18 protein-coding genes, 1 tRNA gene and 1 pseudogene are annotated in these 19,471 nt (G+C 71.5%); 6 read left to right on the top strand and 14 right to left on the bottom strand.

Annotated elements, in window-relative coordinates:
* Nucleotides 1-20: 20 nt before the first annotated feature.
* The 5 genes from TR48_RS07040 to TR48_RS07020 all read right to left on the bottom strand — a co-directional run bounded on the left by TR48_RS07040 (nucleotide 21) and on the right by TR48_RS07020 (nucleotide 5,610).
* The gene (locus tag TR48_RS07040; protein WP_042365060.1) at nucleotides 21-1,487 is read right to left on the bottom strand and encodes a penicillin-binding transpeptidase domain-containing protein; all 1,467 of its coding nucleotides are present in this window, start codon (nucleotides 1,485-1,487) and stop codon (nucleotides 21-23) included.
* 74 nt (nucleotides 1,488-1,561) lie between these two features.
* Nucleotides 1,562-3,088, bottom strand: a complete 1,527-nt coding sequence (locus tag TR48_RS07035; RefSeq protein ID WP_063770925.1) for an FtsW/RodA/SpoVE family cell cycle protein — start codon at nucleotides 3,086-3,088, stop codon at nucleotides 1,562-1,564.
* Nucleotides 3,089-3,134: 46 nt separating this feature from the next.
* The gene (locus TR48_RS07030; protein ID WP_152627828.1) at nucleotides 3,135-3,320 is read right to left on the bottom strand and encodes a hypothetical protein; all 186 of its coding nucleotides are present in this window, start codon (nucleotides 3,318-3,320) and stop codon (nucleotides 3,135-3,137) included.
* Between the two features lie 44 nt (nucleotides 3,321-3,364).
* Nucleotides 3,365-4,894 carry a sensor histidine kinase gene (locus tag TR48_RS07025; RefSeq protein ID WP_063770924.1) on the bottom strand — a complete coding sequence of 510 codons (1,530 nt, stop codon included), beginning with the start codon at nucleotides 4,892-4,894 and terminating at the stop codon, nucleotides 3,365-3,367.
* Nucleotides 4,891-5,610 (bottom strand): response regulator transcription factor, encoded by a 720-nt coding sequence (locus TR48_RS07020; protein WP_042365016.1) that lies wholly within the window; start codon nucleotides 5,608-5,610, stop codon nucleotides 4,891-4,893. Before TR48_RS07020 ends, TR48_RS07025 begins: the two co-directional genes overlap by 4 nt.
* A 413-nt stretch (nucleotides 5,611-6,023) precedes the next feature.
* Here TR48_RS07020 and TR48_RS07015 point away from each other — a divergent pair, with 413 nt between their 5' ends.
* The 5 genes and pseudogenes from TR48_RS07015 (at nucleotide 6,024) to TR48_RS07005 (ending at nucleotide 8,958) form a co-directional block, all read left to right on the top strand.
* Nucleotides 6,024-6,731 (top strand): maleylpyruvate isomerase family mycothiol-dependent enzyme, encoded by a 708-nt coding sequence (locus TR48_RS07015; protein WP_236652041.1) that lies wholly within the window; start codon nucleotides 6,024-6,026, stop codon nucleotides 6,729-6,731.
* Nucleotides 6,728-6,856, top strand: a complete 129-nt coding sequence (locus TR48_RS46245; RefSeq protein WP_268873564.1) for a hypothetical protein — start codon at nucleotides 6,728-6,730, stop codon at nucleotides 6,854-6,856. The genes TR48_RS07015 and TR48_RS46245 overlap by 4 nt, the downstream gene beginning before the upstream one ends.
* A 304-nt stretch (nucleotides 6,857-7,160) precedes the next feature.
* Nucleotides 7,161-7,415 (top strand): annotated as a pseudogene (locus tag TR48_RS45240) (hypothetical protein); the annotation flags it as partial.
* 86 nt (nucleotides 7,416-7,501) lie between these two features.
* The gene (locus TR48_RS07010) at nucleotides 7,502-8,377 is read left to right on the top strand and encodes a sulfurtransferase (RefSeq protein ID WP_042365015.1); all 876 of its coding nucleotides are present in this window, start codon (nucleotides 7,502-7,504) and stop codon (nucleotides 8,375-8,377) included.
* Nucleotides 8,378-8,427: 50 nt separating this feature from the next.
* Nucleotides 8,428-8,958: an HAD domain-containing protein gene (locus tag TR48_RS07005; protein ID WP_042365057.1), complete on the top strand. Its 531-nt coding sequence runs from the start codon at nucleotides 8,428-8,430 to the stop codon at nucleotides 8,956-8,958.
* A gap of 419 nt (nucleotides 8,959-9,377) precedes the next feature.
* Here the strand turns inward: TR48_RS07005 and TR48_RS07000 are convergent.
* From TR48_RS07000 to TR48_RS06965, 8 genes are all read right to left on the bottom strand, one after another.
* Nucleotides 9,378-9,451, bottom strand: a tRNA-Ala gene (locus tag TR48_RS07000).
* A gap of 46 nt (nucleotides 9,452-9,497) precedes the next feature.
* Nucleotides 9,498-10,595: a divisome protein SepX/GlpR gene (sepX, locus tag TR48_RS06995; protein ID WP_042365014.1), complete on the bottom strand. Its 1,098-nt coding sequence runs from the start codon at nucleotides 10,593-10,595 to the stop codon at nucleotides 9,498-9,500.
* A 78-nt stretch (nucleotides 10,596-10,673) separates the two neighbouring features.
* Nucleotides 10,674-11,306: a GNAT family N-acetyltransferase gene (locus TR48_RS06990; RefSeq protein ID WP_439654445.1), complete on the bottom strand. Its 633-nt coding sequence runs from the start codon at nucleotides 11,304-11,306 to the stop codon at nucleotides 10,674-10,676.
* Complete coding sequence (locus TR48_RS06985) at nucleotides 11,303-11,818, bottom strand: MogA/MoaB family molybdenum cofactor biosynthesis protein (RefSeq protein ID WP_042365012.1); 516 nt, start codon at nucleotides 11,816-11,818, stop codon at nucleotides 11,303-11,305. Before TR48_RS06985 ends, TR48_RS06990 begins: the two co-directional genes overlap by 4 nt.
* The gene (moaC, locus tag TR48_RS06980) at nucleotides 11,818-12,306 is read right to left on the bottom strand and encodes a cyclic pyranopterin monophosphate synthase MoaC (protein WP_152627832.1); all 489 of its coding nucleotides are present in this window, start codon (nucleotides 12,304-12,306) and stop codon (nucleotides 11,818-11,820) included. The genes TR48_RS06985 and moaC overlap by 1 nt, the downstream gene beginning before the upstream one ends.
* A gap of 228 nt (nucleotides 12,307-12,534) precedes the next feature.
* A complete protein-coding gene (glp, locus tag TR48_RS06975) occupies nucleotides 12,535-13,929 on the bottom strand; it encodes a molybdotransferase-like divisome protein Glp (protein ID WP_084728922.1) in 1,395 nt (464 codons plus the stop codon).
* Nucleotides 13,930-14,054: 125 nt separating this feature from the next.
* Nucleotides 14,055-15,008, bottom strand: a complete 954-nt coding sequence (locus TR48_RS06970; RefSeq protein ID WP_042365011.1) for a UTP--glucose-1-phosphate uridylyltransferase — start codon at nucleotides 15,006-15,008, stop codon at nucleotides 14,055-14,057.
* Nucleotides 15,005-15,703 (bottom strand): GGDEF domain-containing protein, encoded by a 699-nt coding sequence (locus TR48_RS06965; RefSeq protein ID WP_052442452.1) that lies wholly within the window; start codon nucleotides 15,701-15,703, stop codon nucleotides 15,005-15,007. The genes TR48_RS06970 and TR48_RS06965 overlap by 4 nt, the downstream gene beginning before the upstream one ends.
* A 54-nt stretch (nucleotides 15,704-15,757) precedes the next feature.
* Here TR48_RS06965 and TR48_RS06960 point away from each other — a divergent pair, with 54 nt between their 5' ends.
* Nucleotides 15,758-16,342 carry a 5-formyltetrahydrofolate cyclo-ligase gene (locus tag TR48_RS06960; protein ID WP_042365010.1) on the top strand — a complete coding sequence of 195 codons (585 nt, stop codon included), beginning with the start codon at nucleotides 15,758-15,760 and terminating at the stop codon, nucleotides 16,340-16,342.
* Between the two features lie 111 nt (nucleotides 16,343-16,453).
* Here the strand turns inward: TR48_RS06960 and TR48_RS06955 are convergent, their stop codons facing one another.
* Entirely contained in the window at nucleotides 16,454-19,315 is a 2,862-nt protein-coding gene (locus TR48_RS06955; RefSeq protein WP_042365009.1) for a penicillin acylase family protein, read from the bottom strand.
* Nucleotides 19,316-19,471: the final 156 nt, after the last annotated feature.

Below are 19,471 nucleotides of genomic sequence, written 5' to 3'. Positions count from 1 at the left end.
GCTTCGGACCCCGCGGATCCTCAGCCCGACAGCACGGCCTGCATGACGTCCTTGGCGATCGGAGCCGCCAGGCCACCCCCGCTGATGTCGGCCCGGTGGGCGTCGCTGTCCTCGATCACCACCGCAACCGCGACCGGCGAGGAGGCCGTGGCACTCGGCTTCGCGTACGAAATGAACCACGCGTAGGGCGTGCCGCTGTTGCCGACGCCGTTCTGGGCTGTCCCGGTCTTGCCGCCGACGACGACCCCGGGGATCTGCGCGTTCGTGCCCGTACCGCTGTCGACCACGCCCACCATCGCCTGCTGGATCTGCGCGGCGACGTCCGCCGAGAACGGCCGGCCGAACGGTCTGTTCCCGAAGCTCTGCACGGTGGTGCCGTCGGCGCGGGTGATTTTGTCCAGCAGCCGCGGTTGCATCAGCGTCCCGTTGTTCGCCACAGCGGCCGCGACCTGGGCCATCTCCAACGGCGTCGCGGCGGTGTCGTACTGACCGATGGAGGACAACGCCAGAAAAGCCTCGCTGGTCAGGCCGGGGTCGAAGTTGCTCCTGGCCACACCCACCGGGATCGTCTGGCCGGACTGGTTGAAGCCGAACGCCTCCGCCATCCGCACCATGTTCTGCGCGCTGACGTCCACGCCGACCTTGGCGAAAACGGTGTTGCAGGACACCTGGAGCGCGTAGGCAAGCGTCGCGTTCAGGCACGCGTCGCCGGCCGACTCGTTGGTGATCGGGTGGTCCGTGTCCTCGGGCGTGTACGGGTCCGGCGAGTTCGTCGGGACGTCGATCCCGCTGTAGAGCCCGTACTGCAAGGCCGCCGCAAGCGTCACGACCTTGAATGTCGAGCCCGGCGGATAGCTCTGCCGCAGCGCGCGGTTCAGCATCGGCTCGGTGGTGTCCGTGGTGAGCCTCGTCCAGTCGGCGACCGTGGCCGGTCCGGTGCCGGTGATGCCGTTCGGGTCGTAGGACGGGGTGCTGGCCAGGGCCAGGATCCGCCCCGTCCCCGGTTCGATGGCGGCGACCGCGCCGCGCTTGCTGCCCAGCCCCTGGAAGGCGGCGCGCTGCGCTTTGGGGTTGATGGTCGTGAACACGTTGCCGCCCGGCACGCTGGCCCGGGAGATCGCATCCCAGACCGGGTTCGTCGAGAGACGGCTGTCCTGCCCGGTGAGGATCCGGTCCTCGACGCCCTCGAGGAGTGTGTTCCCGTAGGTCTGCGACGAGAAGCCGGTGACAGGCGCGTACAGGGCGCCGTCGGTGTAGGTCCGCTGATAGGCGAGGGTGCCGCCGGTCTTCTTGGAGCCGGTCACGGATTCCCCTGCCACCAGGATGTCCCCGCGCGGCCGGCTGTAGCGGGCGATGACGGCGCGTTGGTTCGCGGAGTTCTGGTTGAGCGATGGGGCCTGAAAGAACATCAGCCGCGTCGCGTTGGCGAGCAGGAGCAGGATCAGCACCAGACAGAAGAGCCCGGCGCGACGGCCGGTACGGCTCAGCGAGAGCCGCACCGCACCGCGTGGCGGTGCGGGCAGGTTCGCCTGGCCGCCCCTGCTCCCTCTGGTCCTCCGGTTCATGGGCGCGGCACCGCCTGCGTCTCCTCGTCGTCCCCGTAGTCCCCGTCGTCGCCGTCCCCGTCGTCGCCGTTCCCGTCGTCGCCGTCCCCCTCGTCGCCATCGGACTCGTCGTCGGGCTCGTCGCGGTCGCCGTCGAACGCGTCGCGGGCCGCAGCGTCCGAACCGGTGCCCGGAGGCGGGCCGAGCAGGTGCGGTACCGGTGGGCGAGGGCGGCGCGCCGCGTCGCCCAGCTTCACCAGCAGCGCGATCAGGATCCAGTTGGTCACCAACGAGGAGCCGCCCTGGGCGAGGAACGGCATGGTCATCCCGGTCAGCGGAATCAGGTCGGTGACGCCGCCGGCGACGACGAAGACCTGGAGCGCGAGCAGCGAGGCGAGCCCGACGGCGAGCAGCCGTCCGAAGGGATCGCGCAGTTCGCGGCCGATCCGGTAACCGCGGACCACGACGATCGCGTAGAGGAGGAAGAGCGCGGCCAGGCCGGCCAGGCCGATCTCCTCACCGAAGGTGGCAAGGATCCAGTCCGACTTCATCGCGAAGCCGATCAGGTACGAGTGGCCGAGCCCGAGGCCGGTGCCGAGCAGGCCACCGGCCGCGAAGGCGAACATGGACTGGGCGAGCTGGCTGGGCCCCTGGCCGAGCCGAACGGTCCGCATCGGATCGAGCCAGTCGAGAAAGCGGACATGGACGTGCGGCTCCCACAGCGCCACAGGGACCACCGCGATGCCGACCAGGACCAGGCTCACCGCGATCCAGCCCGTACGGGCCGTCGCCACGTAGAGCATCACCACGTACAGGCCGAAGAAGATCAGCAGCGTCCCTAGGTCCTGCTCCAGGAAGAGGATGGCCGCGCCGATCAGCCAGATCAGCACGATCGGGCCGAGATTGCGGCCACGCGGCAGCTCCAGCCGCCAGATCCGGCGTCCCGTCAGCGCGAGGGCGTCACGGTGCTGAGCCAGGTACGAGGCGAAGAAGATCGCCAGCGCGACCTTGGCGATCTCGCCCGGCTGGAACGAGAGCGGGCCGATCTTGATCCAGATCTTGGCTCCGTAGACCGCCGGCAGGAAGGCGGGCACGATCATCAGCAGCAGGGTGCTCAGGGCCAGCACGTAGGCGTAGCGCTGCAGCACCCGGTAGTCGCGCAGCAGGACGACGACGACGATGAAGAGGACGATGCCCACCATCGACCAGATCAGCTGGGTCGGCGCGGTGCTGTCGTGCGGAGTCGACCGGTCGAGGCGGTAGATGACCACCAGCCCGAGGCCGTTGAGAAGAACGGCAATCGGCAGGAGCAGCGGGTCGGCGTAGCGAGCACAGCGGCGAACGGCCAGGTGCGCGAGCAGCGCCAGGCCACCCAGCCCGAGGCCGTAGCGCAGGGTGTCCACGGGCACCCTGCCATCCATGTTGATGCCCACGTCGGCATACCCGTACGCCGCGATGGCGACGGCCAGGACCAGCAGAAGAAGCTCGATCCAGCGCCGGCTCGGTGGCCCTGGCAGCTCGGCGCGCGCCGTCCCACCCGTCACCGCCCCCGCACCGGACTCGACAGCGTCCGGGCCGTCGGCGCCAGGGTCAGGAGGCGTGGGCCGCACCCGCGCGCACGGCGGCGACCGCCTCGCTGAGAACGACGACGGCGTCCTCCCCCTCGATCAGCTTCTGCTTCCGGAGATCGACGAGCTTGGCCCCCACCCGCTCGGCGGTGGCCACGTCGGGGTGGGCGACGGCGATGAGGTTGCTCATGGCGATGAGGTTGCTCATGGAGTTCCCTTCGAGTCCCGTCGAGACGTCGGTCACGAGGGAATCTACCGAGAGGCTCCGTATTTGTCCGACTTGTTCTCGGCATTGTTCTCAGCGTGTCGGGTCCGCTGCGAGGACAGGCTCGCCTGGCGTTGGGGCAGGCCCGCGCCATCGGCGCGACCGCTGGGAGCCGCGTACTCGCCGTCTGCTTCCAGCGTGAAACCGATCTCCGCGCCACCGCCGACACGGTTGCGGGCGAAGACCTCTCCGCCGTGCTCCTCGGCGACCTCGCGTACGATCGACAGCCCCAGGCCCGAACCGGGCAGGCTACGGGCGGCCGTCGCCCGGTAGAAGCGGTCGAAGATCCGGTCCAGATCCTGCGGCTCGACCCCTGGACCACGATCCATCACGGTGATCCGGTCGGCGCGGACGACCACCCTGATCTCCTCCGGACCGGTGGAGAACTTGGCTGCGTTCTCCACCAGGTTCGTCAGGGCGCGCTGCAGCGCCTGCGGGCGGACCACGGCCACCACGGGTTCTGCCTCGACCACGATCTCGCGACCCGTACGGCGACGCGTCAGGTCGGCCACCCGCTCGGCCAACTCGTCGAGCTCGGTCCGCGTCGGCGCCTCGGTGCTGCGGCGATCGTTCGCCAGCTCCACGAGTTCGTTGACGAGGACCGTGAGCTCGCGTGTCTCGGTCTCCAGGTCGTCCAGCAGCGCGCTGCGGGAGGCCGGGGAGAGCCGGTCCATCCGGCGCAGCGCGGCGATGTTGGTGCGCAGGGAGGTCAGCGGGGTCCGCAGTTCATGGCCCGCGTCCTGAACCAGTCGACGCTGGTCCTCCTTGGACCGCGCGAGCCGCCCGAGCATGTCGTCGAAGGCGCGCGCCAGTCGGCCGATCTCGTCCCGGCCGCGCTGGGGGACGTCCAGGGTCAGCTCACCGGTCGCCGAGACCTGCTCGGCGGTGGCCGTCAGCCGGACCAGGCGCCGGGTGATCCGCCCCGCCACCCACCAGCCGGCGGCGCCGGCGGCCACCATCACGGCCCCGGCGGTCAGCGCGATCCGCACCATCAGCGAACCGAGCAGGTCGTCGGTGGCGCTCAGCCGCTCCGAGAGCATCACCGCGCCGCGCCCGCCGCCGAGGGAGACGGTCACCACCCGATAGCGGTCGCCGCCGGTCAGCTCGGTGACGTTGCCGGTCTTCCCCGCCGTCTCGCTGCGGGCCAGGTGCGTGTCCTCGGCGCCGGTCGGCAGCGGGTCCATCTCGCTGTTCTGCTTGTTGGCGTACTGGAGGACCCTGCCGTCCGGAGCGAGGACCTGCAGCCCGATGTCCCCGGAGTGCGTCAGCTGGTCCACCAGGTGGTCCTGGCTCGCCGGCGTGGAGACGAAGTCGTGGGCGTTGAGGTCCAGCGTCTGCGCGTCGGCGACCAACGTGCTGAGCGAGGTCTGGAAGTCCTTGGCCCGGTCCTGGCGGATCAGGGACGCGGCCGAGGTGTACCCGAGCCCGCCGACGAGCACGGTGACCAGTGCCGCGAGCCCGGCGAAGGCAATCGCGAACCGGAGCCGCAGCCCTATATTGGCCCGGAACCGACTCACGGCTCTCGCAGCGTGTAACCGACGCCTCGGACCGTGTGGATCAGCGGGGTGCGCCCCGGCGTGTCCAGCTTGCGCCGCAGGTAGCCGATGTAGACCGCCAAATTCTTCGAGCCCGGCCCGAAGTCGTAACCCCAGATCCTGTCGTAGACCGTGCTGTGGTCCAGCACGATCCCCGCGTTGCGGGCCAGCAACTCCAGCAGGTCGTACTCGGTCCGGGAGAGCTGGATCTCCTCCCCGGCACGCCAGACCCGGCGCGCGGTCGAGTCGATGCGCAGGTCGTCGACCTCGATCAGGTCGTGCCCGGCCGTGACGGACTCCACCTCGACCGGCTCCGTCGCGGCCGCGGGCACCGCGGCGCGTCGCAGCAGCGCCCGCAGCCGTGCCAGCAGTTCCTCGGCCTCGAACGGCTTGAGCATGTAGTCGTCCGCGCCCGCGTCCAGCCCGGCCACCCGGTCGGAGGTCTCCACCCGCGCCGTCAGCATCAGGATCGGCACGTTGTCGCCCTCGGCCCGCAGCACCCGGCAGACGGCGAGCCCGTCGATTCCCGGCATCATCACGTCCAGGACCAGCACGTCCGGGCGTTGCTTGTGGACGGAGGCCAGCGCCTCGATACCGTCGGAGACCGGAGTCACCTGATACCCCTCCAGGGTCAGCAGGCGGTCCAGGGAATCTCGGATGGCTCGATCGTCCTCGGCCAGCAGCACAGTCGGCGTCACGGCATCGATTCTCCACGACGACATGAGGAACCGGTAAGAGACCCGGTGCCGTCGCACCCCCGACACGTCCCCGGTGCTTCCCTCACCGGGCCCCAGGGGTGGCCCGGCTCGAGCCGCCCCGCTCCTCAGCACTCCCTCGTCTGGGAGCACCCGCCGGGCGCCCAGTCGCGGCAGCCCACCCCTTGCCGGGCCCGACAGCGTCGGCTCGGGCCCTGACGAAGGACGACGCTAGTCCGGCGCCGAGCCTCTGGCCAGGCTTCGCCGACGGATTCACTCCCCCGAGTGCGGACCGCAGGTCACGGCGGCCCCCGTCCGCGCGTGTTCGATTACTCGATCCGGTGGACGCGCGCGGCGTTGCGGATGTCCGACCAAAGGGGAGGCCGTTTGTCCGCGTCCGGTGATAGACAGTCAGCATGACGACGACCCCAGAATTCGAACAGAATCTGCGCCGCATCGAGGCGCGGTCCGCTGCCTTCCGCTCGGCTCTCACGGCCCCGACGGCGGGCGGCTCCGACGGCGCCCCGCTCGACGTCCCCCTCGATGCCAAGGTGCCCAGCTGCCCGGAATGGACCCTCCGCGACCTGGCCGTGCACCTCGGCATGGTGCACCGGTTCTGGGCTGCCACGGTCGCGGCCGGGCCGGCCGACGCGCCCCTGCCGGAGGAGGATTTCCTCGCTCCCGAGGGGCTCGATGCAGATGCGCTGGCGATCTGGTCCCGGTCGAGCACGGATGAGCTGCTGTCCGCCCTGCGTACGGCTGGTCCGGGCGGCGAGTGCTGGACATGGTGGGGGGCGTCCGACACGGCGCAGACCGCCGGGGCCGTCGGTCGGCACCAGGTCGCCGAGGCACTGGTCCACACCTACGACGCACAGCTCGCGGTCGGCCGCCCCGAGCCCCTGCCCGCCGAGGAGGCGGTCGACGCTATCGACGAGTTCCTGCACGTGGGGTGCGGCGCGACGGGGCCGTGGCCGCACGAGCCCGCAATCGTCGCGCTGCGAGCGGCGGAGGGGCAGGGCTGGCTGCTGGAACTGGCCCCCGAGGGCTCGCGTGCCCAGTCGCTCCCGGACGACGCGACCACCGGCACCGCCCCGGGCCCCCCGGGCCCCCGGTCCCGACGGTGACGGCGCGGGGCAGCGCAAGCGACCTCGTCCTCGCCCTGTACGGCCGCATCCCGATGGAGTCCCTGGGCGTCGAGGGCGACCGCGAGGTCCTCACCCGCCTGCGCGTCTGGCAGCCCTCGGAATGATCACGTGATCATGTGGTGCGGCTCTCGCCGAGTCGCCGCACCGGTCAAGCCTGCCGACCGCAGGCGCCGGCGACGAGAGAAGAGGACGACGACGCCATGCAGCACCACATCCGGCCTGCGGGGCTGGCTCCGATCAACGGTTACAGCCACGCGGTCGCCGCGGTCGGCACGCTCGTGACCTTCTCCGGCCAGCTGCCCTCGACGCGAGCGGCACCCCGGTCGACGCCCCCGCCAGGACGGCGCTCCGGCCGACCCGGAGGCCCAGCTCCGCCAAGTCTTCGAGAACCTCCGGGCCGCGCCGACCACAGCCGGCGCGGGTCGGGGTGACGTGGCCAAGCTCACGGTCCTCCTCACCGACCTGGCCGATCTGCCGATCTTCCGGGCCGTCCGCGACGAGTTCGTGGACACAGGCTGCAGCGCGAGGGAGCGCAGCAGCGTCGAGGTGCCGAAGCCCGGAGTGCCGCCCGCCCGCGTGCTCCCTGGCCCAGGTCACGTGTCTGGTCCACCCGGAATTCCGGGTGGAGGTCGACGCGCTGGCGATAGTGTCCGGCTGACCTGACCCTCGGCGGCCGGCGAGCCCGATCCGCCGGAAGCGACGGGCGTCGTCGGACGCCGCCCTCCACGTCCAGAAAGGCGTGCGCATCCGTGACCGTCAGCGAAGCCGCAGACCCTCTCGCCGTACCGGGCCCCGTCGTCGACACCGCGTGGTTGGCCCGGCGTACGGGCACACCGGAGCTGCTGGTGCTCGACGCCAGCGTCGGACCACACCGTCGTGAGGTCGCCGCCATCCCCGGTGCACGGATCTTCGACCTGGAAGGGGCGCTCTCCGACCCGGACAGCCCGCTGCCGCACACCATGCCGCGGCCCGAGCAGTTCCAGCGCGAGCTGCGCGGGCTCGGCCTGAAGGAGACCGGCACCGTCGTCGTCTACGACAACGCCGGCCTCTACTCGGCGGCGCGCGGCTGGTGGATGTTGCGCGCCATGGGCTTCGACCGCGTGGCCGTGCTCGACGGTGGTCTGCCCGCGTGGACGGCGGCCGGGCTGCCGCAGCAGGAGCACAACCCGAGCCCGGTCGCGCCCGGGGACTTCACCGCCCACCCCCGGCCAGGGATGTTCGTCGACAGTTCGGCGGTCCTCGCCGCCCTCGTCGACCCGACAGCCGCGGTCCTGGACGCCCGCGCGACCGAACGGTTCCACGGTTCGGTCCCCGAGCCACGCCCCGGTCTGCGCCGCGGTCACATGCCCGGCGCGGTCAACCTGCCCTTCACCGCCCTCCAGGACGATGCCGGGCTGCTCCTCCCTCCGGACGCCCTGCGGGCGCGCTTCTCCGAGGCGTTGGGCGCGGAGGCCCCCGGCTCCGCCGGAGCCGCCGCCCCGGCGCGCCTGCTGTTCAGCTGCGGCTCGGGCGTCACCGCCTGCGTCCTCGCTCTGGGCGCGACCGTCGCGGGCTACCGCGACCTCGCGGTCTACGACGGCTCCTGGAGCGAGTGGGGCCTTCCCTCCGCCCTCCCGGTCGAGTGAGCGCCACGTCCTTGCCGTCCCCGAGCCCGGCACAGGGACGGCCCGTGCTGATGCTCGACGTCGATGGGCCCCTCAATCCCTTCGGGGCCATGCCGGACCACCGACCCGACGGGTTTCAGGAGCACTTTCTGATGCCGCCGAGCTGGGCCGCGCTCGAGGAACTCCGCATCGCGGCCGCCCCGCGCGCCCGCGAGCCGATGCCGCTGCCCGTCTGGCTCAACCCGGCTCACGGAGCGCAGTTGCTCGACCTGCCGTTCGAGCTGGTCTGGGCCACGACGTGGGAGGCGGAGGCGAACGCGTTCATCTCACCCCTCCTCGGCCTGCCCGACCTCCCCTACATCGCCTGGCAGGCACCACGCCGGGCGACACAAGGGCGTCGCTGCTGGAAGACGTCGGAAATCGTCGCTTGGGCAGCCGGACGACCTTTCGCCTGGGTCGACGACGAGATCTCCCGAGCCGACGGCGAGTGGGTGGCTGAGCACCACTCGGGCCCGGCCCTGCTCCGCCGGATCGACCCCCGCCGCGGGCTCGGGGCCGAGGACTTCACGGACCTGTCCGCCTGGGCCGCGGAGCTCTCCTGAAGCCGCCGTGGGGCAGGCCCCGCGGCGGACGGTCCGTCAGCCGGGTCCGGGATCAAGGGGGCAGGCCGTGGTCGGGTAGCCAGCTGACGGAGCCGCCCCGCCGCACCCGCTCTGGGCAGGTCGGACGAGTGGGTAGGCGGGGCCAGTGGGGAGACGGGACCGCGGGTAGGCGGGGCCCGGAGCCGGAGCAGAGCGGCGCTGCGGGTCGGCTCACGCTCCGTCAGGCGCGCCATGCCCCTCGGGCCCCACCCTGACCCCTGAGGCATGCCCCAGCGCCCTCCCGGGATCTTCTGGAAGCCCGACGTCGCACGTATGACGCCCGTCACAGTCGCGCGCCCGACAGCCGCACCGCAGCGACGACTGCTCGCCGACACGACAGAAGCCCTGCCCGATTTCTCGGGCAGGGCTTCTGCGTTGGGTGGAGCTGAGGGGATTCGAACCCCTGACCCCCTCGATGCGAACGAGGTGCGCTACCGGACTGCGCCACAGCCCCAACGAGAAGAAACTCTAGCAGGTCCGGAGGGGTGCTTGCGCACGGGTTACTCGTTGGCGGCGCGTGGTGCGTCCTCGGCGTACTGGTCGAAGAGCGGCGTGGCCGGCTTCGGCGCGGGACGGCGGGGTGCAGGGGCAGCAGACTTGCGGCCCTGCTGGGGCGGCGGGGTCTGCCGGGCCCGGGCCGAGGAGTAGGTGTCCGGCGCGGACAGATCCAGCCCGAGCGTCGCGCGAGGGGCGACGGGGGCCGTGACGTAGGTCGGGAGCGGGACCGGGACCGGGTCCCAGCCCTGGTCCCCGTGGTCGGCCGGCACCGCAGCCGGAGCTGCGTGCTCGGGACGGCCGTCGTCCGCCCAGGACTCGACGCGGCCCGTGCCCATCGCCCCGGTACCGGATGTGGTCGGACCGGCCTGGCCGGGCTCGTCCGCCGTGCCCGAGGGCACCGCCTCCCCCCGAGGAGCAGCGGCCTCCCGGCGCGCCTCCTGCGCCGCGGCGGCCACCGCGCCCTCGCGGCGCACGGCCGCCTGCTGGCGGACGCGCTGGGCCGCCTCCGCGGCGCGACGTCGGTCGAGCTTGACCTCGTAGCGGCGGTGTTCCTGGCGGCGCATCTGCGCGATGTAGACGGAGAACAGGACCGCAGGGACGGCCGGGATCCACAGCAGCGCGACGCCGCCGACGGCCGCGACCACCATCCCCGCCGTGAACGCCGCGAAGAGGATCACCACCATGCGCCGACGCCTCGCCAGGAGCGCGGCCCGGCGTCGGGAGGCGACGGCGGGCGACGAACCGCTCTGGTGGGCGGTGCCCGGAGGGGAGGAGGAGAACGGTGCGGCCGGGGCGACGCCGGGTTCGGCATAGCCCCGCGCCTCGGCGGCCGTGTCCTCTCCGTCGACCTGGCCGACCGCGCCGGGGCCGTGCGGGGAGTGCGGAAGCGGCGTCGACACCGCGAGCGGCTGCGTCTCCTCCAACTGCCGGGAGATCCTCCGCTCCATGGCGGCCCGGCCGGACAGCAGGCGGATGGCCGTGCTGAAACGCTCCGTGGGCCGCGCCTCGTTGAGCTCGTCCTGACGGCGGAGCCACATGGGAACCAGATACGCGGCCCAAGCCCCGACGATGACCGCGTAAATGAGGCCGCTGCTGCTCACGCTTCACACCGTACGGGCGTGAGAGACGGCCCGGCGGCAATTTCGGGCGGTGTGTCGCTGAATCTTCTTCATATCGACCTATTTATGGTGATGGTGGCTCTGGATTCCACTGTTGCCGCGCCATCGCGCGAGCATTCCCTCCGGCACCTCGTCCGCTGTGAGTGTGTAGACCAGGTGATCCCGCCAGCCGCCGTCGATGTGGAGATAGCGCGGACGAAGGCCTTCCTCCCGGAAGCGGAGCTTCTCGACCACGCGGCGGCTCGGCAGATTCTCCGGGCGGATACAGATCTCGATCCGGTGCAGCCCCATCGTGCGGAAGCAGTAGTCGGTGGCCAGCGCGACGGCCGCCGGGATGATTCCGCGTCCGGCGTGGCCCTGGTCGACCCAGTAACCGATATTCGCCGAGCACATCGATCCCCAGGTGATTCCGCCCACCGTGAGCTGCCCGACGAGCTCCCCTTCGTACGTCACCACGAACGGAAGCATGCGCCCGGCGTTGGCCTCCGACCGCAGGAAGCGCACCATCTGACGGTAGGTCGGGCGCGGACTCTGCGGGTGTCCGGGCGGTGGCGGTGGCACGGTGGCCTCCCAGCGGCGCAGCCACTCCCGGTTGCGGCGACTGACGTCCTGCCAGGCCCGCTGGTCGCGCACCTTGATCGGGCGCAGCCCGACCTGCCCCTCCCGCAGCTCCACCGGCCAGAAGGCGTTCAGCGCGGGCCCCCTCTCCCGTCGGTGCCCTCCGGTGCCCGCGGGGCGTGGTCGCCGCCGCCGACCTGGTCGACGGCGTGGGCCAGCAACGGCCCCAGGACGGCGAGGCCGTCCCTGACCCCGCCGGGCGAGCCCGGCAGGTTGATGATCAAGGTCTTGCCGGCCAGCCCGGACAGGCCCCGTGAGAGCGCCGCCGTCGGCACGCCGTGCTCGCGCCCGTAGGCGCGGATCGCCTCGGCGATGCCCGGCACCGGCCGGGTGATGACCTGCTGGGTCATCTCGGGCGTGAGGTCCAGCGGCGTCAGACCCGTGCCGCCGGTGGTCACCACGACGTCGTAGCCGTCCGCGGCGGCCCTGCGCAGCGCCACGAGCACCGGATCGCCGTCCGGCACCACGACAGGGCCGACGACCATGCAGCCGAGCTCCGCGAGGCCCGCTGCCAGGATCGGTCCGCCGCGGTCCTCGTAGACGCCTGCGTGGGCCCGGTTCGAGACGGTGAGCACGAACGCGCGCATCAGGCCTGCGCCCCCGGCTCCCGCTCGGCGGGCTCGCCGGCAGCAGCGGCCTCGGCGAGGTCCGCACGCCGCCAGTCCCCGCTCTTGCCGCCCGTCTTCTCCTCGACCTGCACGGCGTCGATCCTGGCGCCCTTGTCGACCGCCTTGACCATGTCGATCACCGTCAGGCCCGCCACCGCCACCGCGGTGAGCGCCTCCATCTCGACGCCGGTGCGGTCCGCGGTACGGACGGTGGCAGCGATCTCCACCGCGTCGTCGGCCACCACCAGGTCCACCGTCACGCCGGAGACGGCGATGGGATGGCACAGCGGGATCAGGTCGGGCGTGCGCTTGGCTCCCATGATCCCGGCGATCCGGGCCACCGACAGCGCGTCCCCCTTCGGCACGCCCTCCCCGCGGAGCAGTTCCACGACGCGCGGCGAGACCAGCACGCGCCCCGTGGCGCGGGCCGTCCGAGCCGTCGTCGCCTTCTCCGAGACGTCGACCATGCGTGCCGCGCCCGAGGCGTCGACGTGAGTCAACCCGGACCCGGAGGGAACGGGGCTGGTGCTGTGCACTGGCGCTCCTGCGATCGTGACGGCGGGGGTGCGGCGTCAGAGTATCGCTGCCCGGCCCGAGCGTCCCATCGGCAGCGGGAACGGATCCCCGGGCCTCTCGCGTCGCCACCGAGCCATCGACCCCTCGGCCGCCCGACCGCGGTCCTCAGCTCCCAGTCATCAATCCAGGAGGATCGCGCGCACCTCGACGTCCGCGTCGAGCGAGGTGGTCTCCTCGTCGACCACCAGCAGGGCGTTGGCCTGCGCGAGCGCACCGAGCAGGTGCGAGCCCGATCCGCCCACCGGCGTCACCGTGCCCGCCTCGGCATCGAAGGCGGCACGCAGGAACTGGCGGCGACCGGCCGGGGAGGAGGCGACAGCCTCCGTCAGGCGGCCCGTCACCTCGCGGCGGTGGATCTCGGACAGCCCGAGCATCGCCCGGATCGCGGGGCGGACGAACAGCTCGAACGAGATGTACGAGCTGACCGGGTTGCCCGGAAGCGCGAGCAGTGGCACGCCGCCGTCCGAGCCCTCCAGCACACCGAAGCCCTGCGGCTTGCCCGGCTGCATCCGCAGCTTGCGGAACGAGATCTGCTCGCCGAGTGCTTCCTTGACCACGTCGTACGCGCCGACACTGACTCCGCCGCTGGTCACGATGAGGTCGGCGCGGATCAGCTGGTCGTCGATGATCTCCCGCAGGCGCTCCGCGTCGTCCGGCACTCCGCCGACGCGGAAAGCGAGGGCACCGGCGTCCCGCGCGGCGGCGGTGAGGGCGAAGCTGTTGGAGTCCGGGATCTGGCCAGGCCCGATCGGCGCTCCTGGCTGGACCAGCTCGCTGCCGGTGGACAGCACCACGACGCGCGGGCGGGGACGGACCCGCACCCGGTCGTGCCCGGTCGCGGCGAGCAGCCCGATCTGCGTCGGCCCGAGCCTGGTCCCGGCCGGCAGCAGGGCCTGGCCGACCTTGATGTCCTCACCGCGACGACGGACGAAGCCGCCGAGCTCGATCGGCTGGAAGATCCGCACCTCGCCCCCGGTGGCGATCGGAGCCCCGCCCTGAGGGTCCATCGTCGTGGCCGCCTGGCCCGAGCCGCTCCCGGCGTCGGTCCACTCGACCGGGACGACGGCCTCGGCTCCGGGCGGCAGGGGCGCGCCGGTCATGATGCGCGCGCACTGGCCGGGGCCGATGACCGGCAACGCCGCGGCGCCCGCGGCGACGTCACCGACGACGGTCAGCACGGACGGGTAGTCCTTCGTGGCGCCCGCGAGATCGGCGACCCGGACCGCGTACCCGTCCATCGAGCTGTTGTCGAACGGCGGCAGGGCGACCGCGGAGACGATCTCCTCGACGGTCAGGCACCCCTGGGCCTCCAGGAGCTGGAGCTCCAGCGGCGGCAGCGGGGAGACGGCGGCGAGCACCTCGGCGAGGTGCTCATCGACGGTCCACTGCCGCTCCGCGCCCGACTCCGAGGCACACGGGTCCGCGAGACCGGCACCGTGGCCATGGCCGTGCCCGTGGTCGTGCTCGCGACGGTGGCCGTGGTCGTGCCCGTGCTGCTCCTGCAGGTCGGTCATGGTGCCTTCCCCCATGGTCGTGCGGTGCTGTCGCCGCTCAGGTGCCGCGTTCCAGGGCTGTGGCCGGGGCCGTCGGCCCGCCAGGGTGCCGGTGACCGCCCCAGCCTCGCCGGTGACGCCTTCGGTCAGATCTTCTGGGCCTCGCCGTCCAGCTCGCCGCTGACGACGAACTCCTTGAGCCAGGCGCGGAACTCGGGGCCGAGGTCCTCCCGCTCGCAGGCGAGGCGGACGATCGCGCGCAGGTAGTCGCCCTTGTCGCCGGTGTCGTAGCGGCGGCCGCGGAAGATCACGCCGTGGACCGGGCCGCCACGCCCGGGGGTGCGCTGGGCGAGCACCCGCAGCGCGTCGGTCAGCTGGATCTCGCCGTTCTTGCCCGGCTCGGTCTCGTGCAGCACCTCGAAGACGCTGGGGTCGAGCACGTACCGACCGATGACGGCGTAGTTGCTCGGGGCCTCGCCCGGAGCGGGCTTCTCGACCAGGTCGGTGATCCGGACGATGTCCTCGTCCAGGCCGTGCGCGCCGCGGTACTCGGCGGGGCGGATCGACGCGCAGCCGTACAGGTGCGCCAACGTCGGGTCGACCTCGATCAGCGCGACGACGCTGCCGCCGAGCTCGCTCTGGACCTCGATCATCTTCGACAGCAGCGGGTCGCGCGGGTCGATCAGGTCGTCGCCCAGCAGCACCGCGAAGGGCTGGTCGGCAACGTGCGGCTCCGCGCACAGCACGGCGTGGCCGAGGCCCTTGGGGTCGCCCTGGCGCACGTAGTGCATGGTGGCGAGCTCACTCGACTCACGCACGCGGTCCAGCTTGTGCTGGTCGCCCTTGCGCGAGAGCTGCTCCTCGAGCTCGTAGGCGCGGTCGAAGTGGTCCTCGAGCGGCCGCTTGTTCCGGCCGGTGATCATCAGCACGTCGGTCAGCCCGGCCGACGCCGCCTCCTCCACCACGTACTGGATCGCCGGCTTGTCGACGACCGGAAGCATCTCCTTCGGGGTCGCTTTGGTGGCGGGCAGGAAGCGGGTGCCGAGTCCGGCAGCCGGGATGACCGCCTTGGAGATCTGGCGCGCACGAGCTTTCGTCATACGGATGACTCTAGCTTCCCCTGCGTGTCGACTGGCTGTCTCTCCGCTGTCAGTGACTTGTCGGCTGCCCGCAACAGAAGCGCGGCATGCGAACCGTCCTGCGGCAGCAAGCCGATCCCGACGCGGGCCGTGAGGCCGTTACCAGGAAGTGTTCCGCCCTCGCCTGCGAGCACCGGAACGGACGGCAGGGCGAGCGGGTGCCGGCGGACCGTCCACGCCAGCCGATCCGCGACCGTGCGAGCACCACCCTCCTCGGTGTCGGGCAGCAGCACCAGGAACTCCTCCCCTCCGTAGCGACCGAAGACGTCCTCCTCGCGGACCTCCATGGCCAGCCGCTGCGCGAGGTCGCGCAGCACCGCCCCGGCCCGCTGGTAGCCGTGCTCGCGACGGATCTCGACGAAGCCCTCGATCTCCAGCAACAGCACGGCGAGCACTCGCTCCGTCGGACGTCGCTTGCAGCGCGCGATCTCCCGGTCCAGAGCCAGCTGGAGGTAGCGGTAGTTCCACACGCCGGTCAGCGCGTCCGTGCAGGAGGTGCGCTCCAGCTCCGTACGGCCCGCGCGGAGCTGCGCCAGCTCCGCCGCCTGCGCCGCCGCTCGGGACCGCGCCTGTGACCTCCCGCGCCTCAGCACCACGACGGCGAGCAGCGCGGGGAGGCAGAGAGCAGCAAGGATGTCCGCGAGGACGGGCGGCATGTCGTCCCTCCGCACACTGCTGGCCGGTAACGAGACGGAAGGCCGTCCCATCCGATGTTCAACGAGAAGAAGGCGATCAGGTCACGGCTGATCGCCGCACGTGCCGCGATGTCACCCGAGCAGCGGGACGAGGCGGCCAACACGCTGGCCGACGCGGTCCTCGCGCTCGTCTTGGCCGCGGGCGCCCGAACGGTCGCCTGCTACGTCTCGATGGGCTCAGAGCCGGGAACCCGTCCCTTGCTGGACGCGCTGCGGGCGGACGGAGTCCGGGTGCTGTTGCCGGTCCTCCTGCCGGACAACGACCTGGACTGGGCCGAGTACGAGGGCTTCGACCAGCTGACCCCGGGCCGCCTCGGGCTGCTGGAGCCCACGGCGCCACTCCTCGGCCCGGACGCCGTCAGCGAGGCCCACGTCGTGCTGCTCCCGGGCCTGGCCGTCGATCCGGCCACGGGCGTGCGGCTGGGACGCGGCGGCGGCAGCTACGACCGCGTCCTGTCCCGGCTCGCGGCGTCCGGCTCCACCGCGCGGCTGGTCACGCTGCTCTTCGACACGGAACTCGTCCCGGACCTCCCGGCGGAGGTGCACGACCGGCCGGTGGACGCGGTGGTCACACCACGGCGGACACTCCGGTTCCGCTGACGGCGCGTCCCGAACCCGACCGCGCCGCCCGTGCCTTCCCGAAAAAGCGCGAGGGGCGTGGAGAACCTGTCGGCTCTCCACGCCCCTCGCCCGCGGGCGACCCGGTCGCGCCTAGGGCGTCAGCGTGAGCTTGTCCTTCGCCGTCGCGTCGACCGCCTGGCGGGTGTACGGCCAGGTCAGTAGCTCGCCGTTGACCCACATCTGCATCTGGTCGTCGTAGTTCGGACTGAAGGCGTGCCCGGACGCTCCGCCGATGTTGATCCAGTGGGACGAGTCGAAGTCGGACAGGTCGACGACCATCCGCATCGACGGCGCCTCGTCCACCGTGTAGCCGTTCGCAGCGTCCCAACTGGCCGCGTCGACCGCCGCGCTGCCGCCGTTGAGCTGGTACGGACCGCGGTTCAGCAGCCAGTGCACGAGCCCCGAGGCGATCGAGGAGTTGTCGGTGCCGAGGGTCCGCTCCTTGAGCTGGAGGGTGTGGATCCGGCCCCAGCTCCAGCCGCTGATGTCCTTGCCCATGAGCGACGTCAGCTGCTTGCGGGCGTCGATCATGGCTTCCTTGAGCAGGGTGTCCCGGCCCTGGTACTGCTTGCCGTCGCTGTCGGTCCAGTTCCACCACTCGTTGGTGGGATCGGTCAGCATCTTGCCGACGACGGTCGTCCACTGGTCGCTGCCGTCCGGCTGCGCCGTGATGTCGTCACGCAGACCGCAGGTGCGCACGCGCTGGGCCTTGCCGTTGACGTCGTCCTGCGGGATGCCGGCCTTGCCGGCCGGCACGACCATGATGCAGTCGGTGGTGCTGCGCACCTCGGCAGGGAACTTCTCGTCGAAGGCCAGGTGCAGCAGGTTCGACCAGACGGCGTTGTAGTAGGCCGCGGCGGCCGAGCCGGAGTCCTGCTGGTCGTTCCAGCCGCGCAGCAGATCCTGCGCCTGCTTGTAGTAGGGCTCCGTGATCGGGATGTTGAGCAGGTACGGCACAAGGGTCTTGGCGAAGACGCTGGTGTCGTCCAGCTGGATCGAGGCCATGTCCTCGGGCGAGATCTTGCCACCGCCGGCCAGCTTGCCCTTGATCAGCGAGGTGATCTGCCCGGCACGCGTGCCGTAGTCCCAGTCCTTGGTGATCAGGTACTTGTACGAGGGATCAACGGCCGCCTGATTGGCCGTCACGATGTAGCCGGAGCTCGGGTTCTCCTCCCACGGCAGAGAGACGAACTTGAGGTACACGTCCGCCCCGTTGGCGTCGTGCTCCCACTGGTACCGGGAGTCCCAGCCGGGCTGCGGGTACGTACCGTCGGAGGCTGTGCCATCGACGGTCGGACGGATCGGGATGTTGCCGGGCATCTGGTAGCCGATGTTGCCCTGGGTGTCCGCGTAGATCAGGTTCTGTGCGGGGACCGCGAAGTCGGCCGCCGCCAGACGGAACTGCGAGAAGTCGCCCGCCCTGTCCAGGGCGAAGACCGCGTCCATGGTCTTGTTCGGAGTCAGCGCCGTCCACTTGAGCGCGATGGCGTAGCCGCCGCCGCGCGGCGGGGCCGAGCCGTCGACCGGCGCGCTCGCGCCGACGCTCTGCTCCTGCGTGTCATGGTCGGAGATGATCGGCATGCCGTCCTTGGTGCTGCGGACGGTGATGGTCTGATCCGAGCCGCCCGCGACCTTGATGGTCTCCTGACGGGTGGTGAAGGCGGCGTTCTTCCCGTCGAGCAGATAGGTGCCGTCGCTGTTGACCTGCTCCAGGTAGAGGTCCTGGACATCCGCGCCGAGGTTGGTGAACCCCCAGGCGATGTTCTGGTTGTGACCGATGATCACGCCCGGCATGCCCGGAAAGGTGAAGCCGGAGACGTCGAAGGGACACTGTGCGCTGACGGTGGTGCAGTGCAGACCCATCTGGTACCAGATGGACGGGATGCCGGGCGCCAGGTGCGGGTCGTTCGCCAGCAGCGGCTTGCCGGTCGTGGTGTGGCGGCCGTCGACCACCCAGGAGTTGGAGCCGATCCCCGCCGCGCCGGGGCGACCGAGCATGGTCGGCAGCACCGACAGGTTGTCGGCGAGCGCCAGCGCGGCCTGCTGCGCGCCCTGGGCGGCCGGCTTGCCCTGGGCGGTCTTGTAAGCGGCCGGCACTGTCCCGGAGCCACTGCTCGCGTTGGCCGCGCCACCCGTCGTGGCCCCGCTCGAGGCGGCCGTGCCGGAGGTGCCGGTGGGCGTCTTCAGGCCGTCAGCGGGGATGTACTTGCCGTCCGCCTTCGCCACCTCGCCGGTCTTGGCGATGATCGTCCCGTTGGTCGCGTACGGGTACTCCGGGTAGAGATTCGCGATCTGGCTGCTGGTGAACGTCCCGGCCAGGAGGGAACGGTCGATCTCCTGCTGCATGTTGCCGCTGAGGTCCCAGGCCATCGCCTTGAGCCAGGAGATCGAGTCCACCGGCGTCCAGGGGGCCGGCTTGTAGCCCCCGTAGACCGTGCCCAGCAAGGCGTACTCGAGCGAGGCTCCCGCCCCACCGGGGTGCTGGCCGAGCCAGGCGTTGACGCCGTTGCTGTAGGCCTGCAGGTACTTCTTGGTGGTGTCGGAGAGCTGGGTGTCCCACTCCTTCTGCGCCACCCCCTGCCAGTCCATCGTGCGGATGAAGGCGTCGGTCTGCACCTGTCCGGAGCCGAACATCGAGGCGAGGGTGCCCGAGGTGATGTGCCGGTTCACGTCCATCTGCCAGAACCGGTCCTGCGCCTGCACATAGCCCTGGGCCATGAACAGGTCCTCAGGGGTGGAGGCGTAGACCTGGGGGATGCCCTTGTCGTCCCGGACGACGTCGACCGGGCCGGACAGGCCCTGGAGGTGGATGCTGCCGGTGGTCTGCGGGTAGGAGGCGTGCACCTGCTGCACGCCGTACCAGCCGCCGACCGCGACACCTGCCACCAGCAGCAGCACGACCAGCACCACCATCAGGCGCAGACGGCGGAACTTCTTGGAGGAGCGGGGCATCAGGGTCCTTGTGAGGGGCAGTGACTGTACCGCGACGGGCCGCCGGGCAAGGCGGCGGTGCTGACGCTAACACCCGAACCGGAACCGGTGGTGCGCGGGCGTTGGGAGGGGCGTGTGGTACGCGCCCCCGGAGCACCTCGGGAAGTGGGCCCACTT

The sequence above is a fragment of the Streptacidiphilus neutrinimicus genome, from assembly GCF_000787815.1.
Classification (GTDB): domain Bacteria; phylum Actinomycetota; class Actinomycetes; order Streptomycetales; family Streptomycetaceae; genus Streptacidiphilus; species Streptacidiphilus neutrinimicus.
The sequence above is the reverse complement of the archived record's forward strand: the minus strand, read 5'-3'. Positions and strand labels throughout refer to the sequence as shown.

Bases quoted from the DNA above. Each gene is read 5' to 3' on its own strand.
- TR48_RS07015 (WP_236652041.1), top strand. From the start codon at position 6,024: ATGACGACGACCCCAGAATTCGAACAGAATCTGCGCCGCATCGAGGCG.
- glp (WP_084728922.1), bottom strand. From the start codon at position 13,929: ATGACCGACCTGCAGGAGCAGCACGGGCACGACCACGGCCACCGTCGC.
- TR48_RS07005 (WP_042365057.1), top strand. From the start codon at position 8,428: ATGCTCGACGTCGATGGGCCCCTCAATCCCTTCGGGGCCATGCCGGAC.
- moaC (WP_152627832.1), bottom strand. From the start codon at position 12,306: ATGGTCGACGTCTCGGAGAAGGCGACGACGGCTCGGACGGCCCGCGCC.
- TR48_RS06965 (WP_052442452.1), bottom strand. From the start codon at position 15,703: ATGCCGCCCGTCCTCGCGGACATCCTTGCTGCTCTCTGCCTCCCCGCG.
- TR48_RS06960 (WP_042365010.1), top strand. From the start codon at position 15,758: ATGTTCAACGAGAAGAAGGCGATCAGGTCACGGCTGATCGCCGCACGT.
- TR48_RS06970 (WP_042365011.1), bottom strand. From the start codon at position 15,008: ATGACGAAAGCTCGTGCGCGCCAGATCTCCAAGGCGGTCATCCCGGCT.
- TR48_RS06955 (WP_042365009.1), bottom strand. From the start codon at position 19,315: ATGCCCCGCTCCTCCAAGAAGTTCCGCCGTCTGCGCCTGATGGTGGTG.
- TR48_RS07030 (WP_152627828.1), bottom strand. From the start codon at position 3,320: ATGAGCAACCTCATCGCCATGAGCAACCTCATCGCCGTCGCCCACCCC.
- TR48_RS06985 (WP_042365012.1), bottom strand. From the start codon at position 11,818: ATGCGCGCGTTCGTGCTCACCGTCTCGAACCGGGCCCACGCAGGCGTC.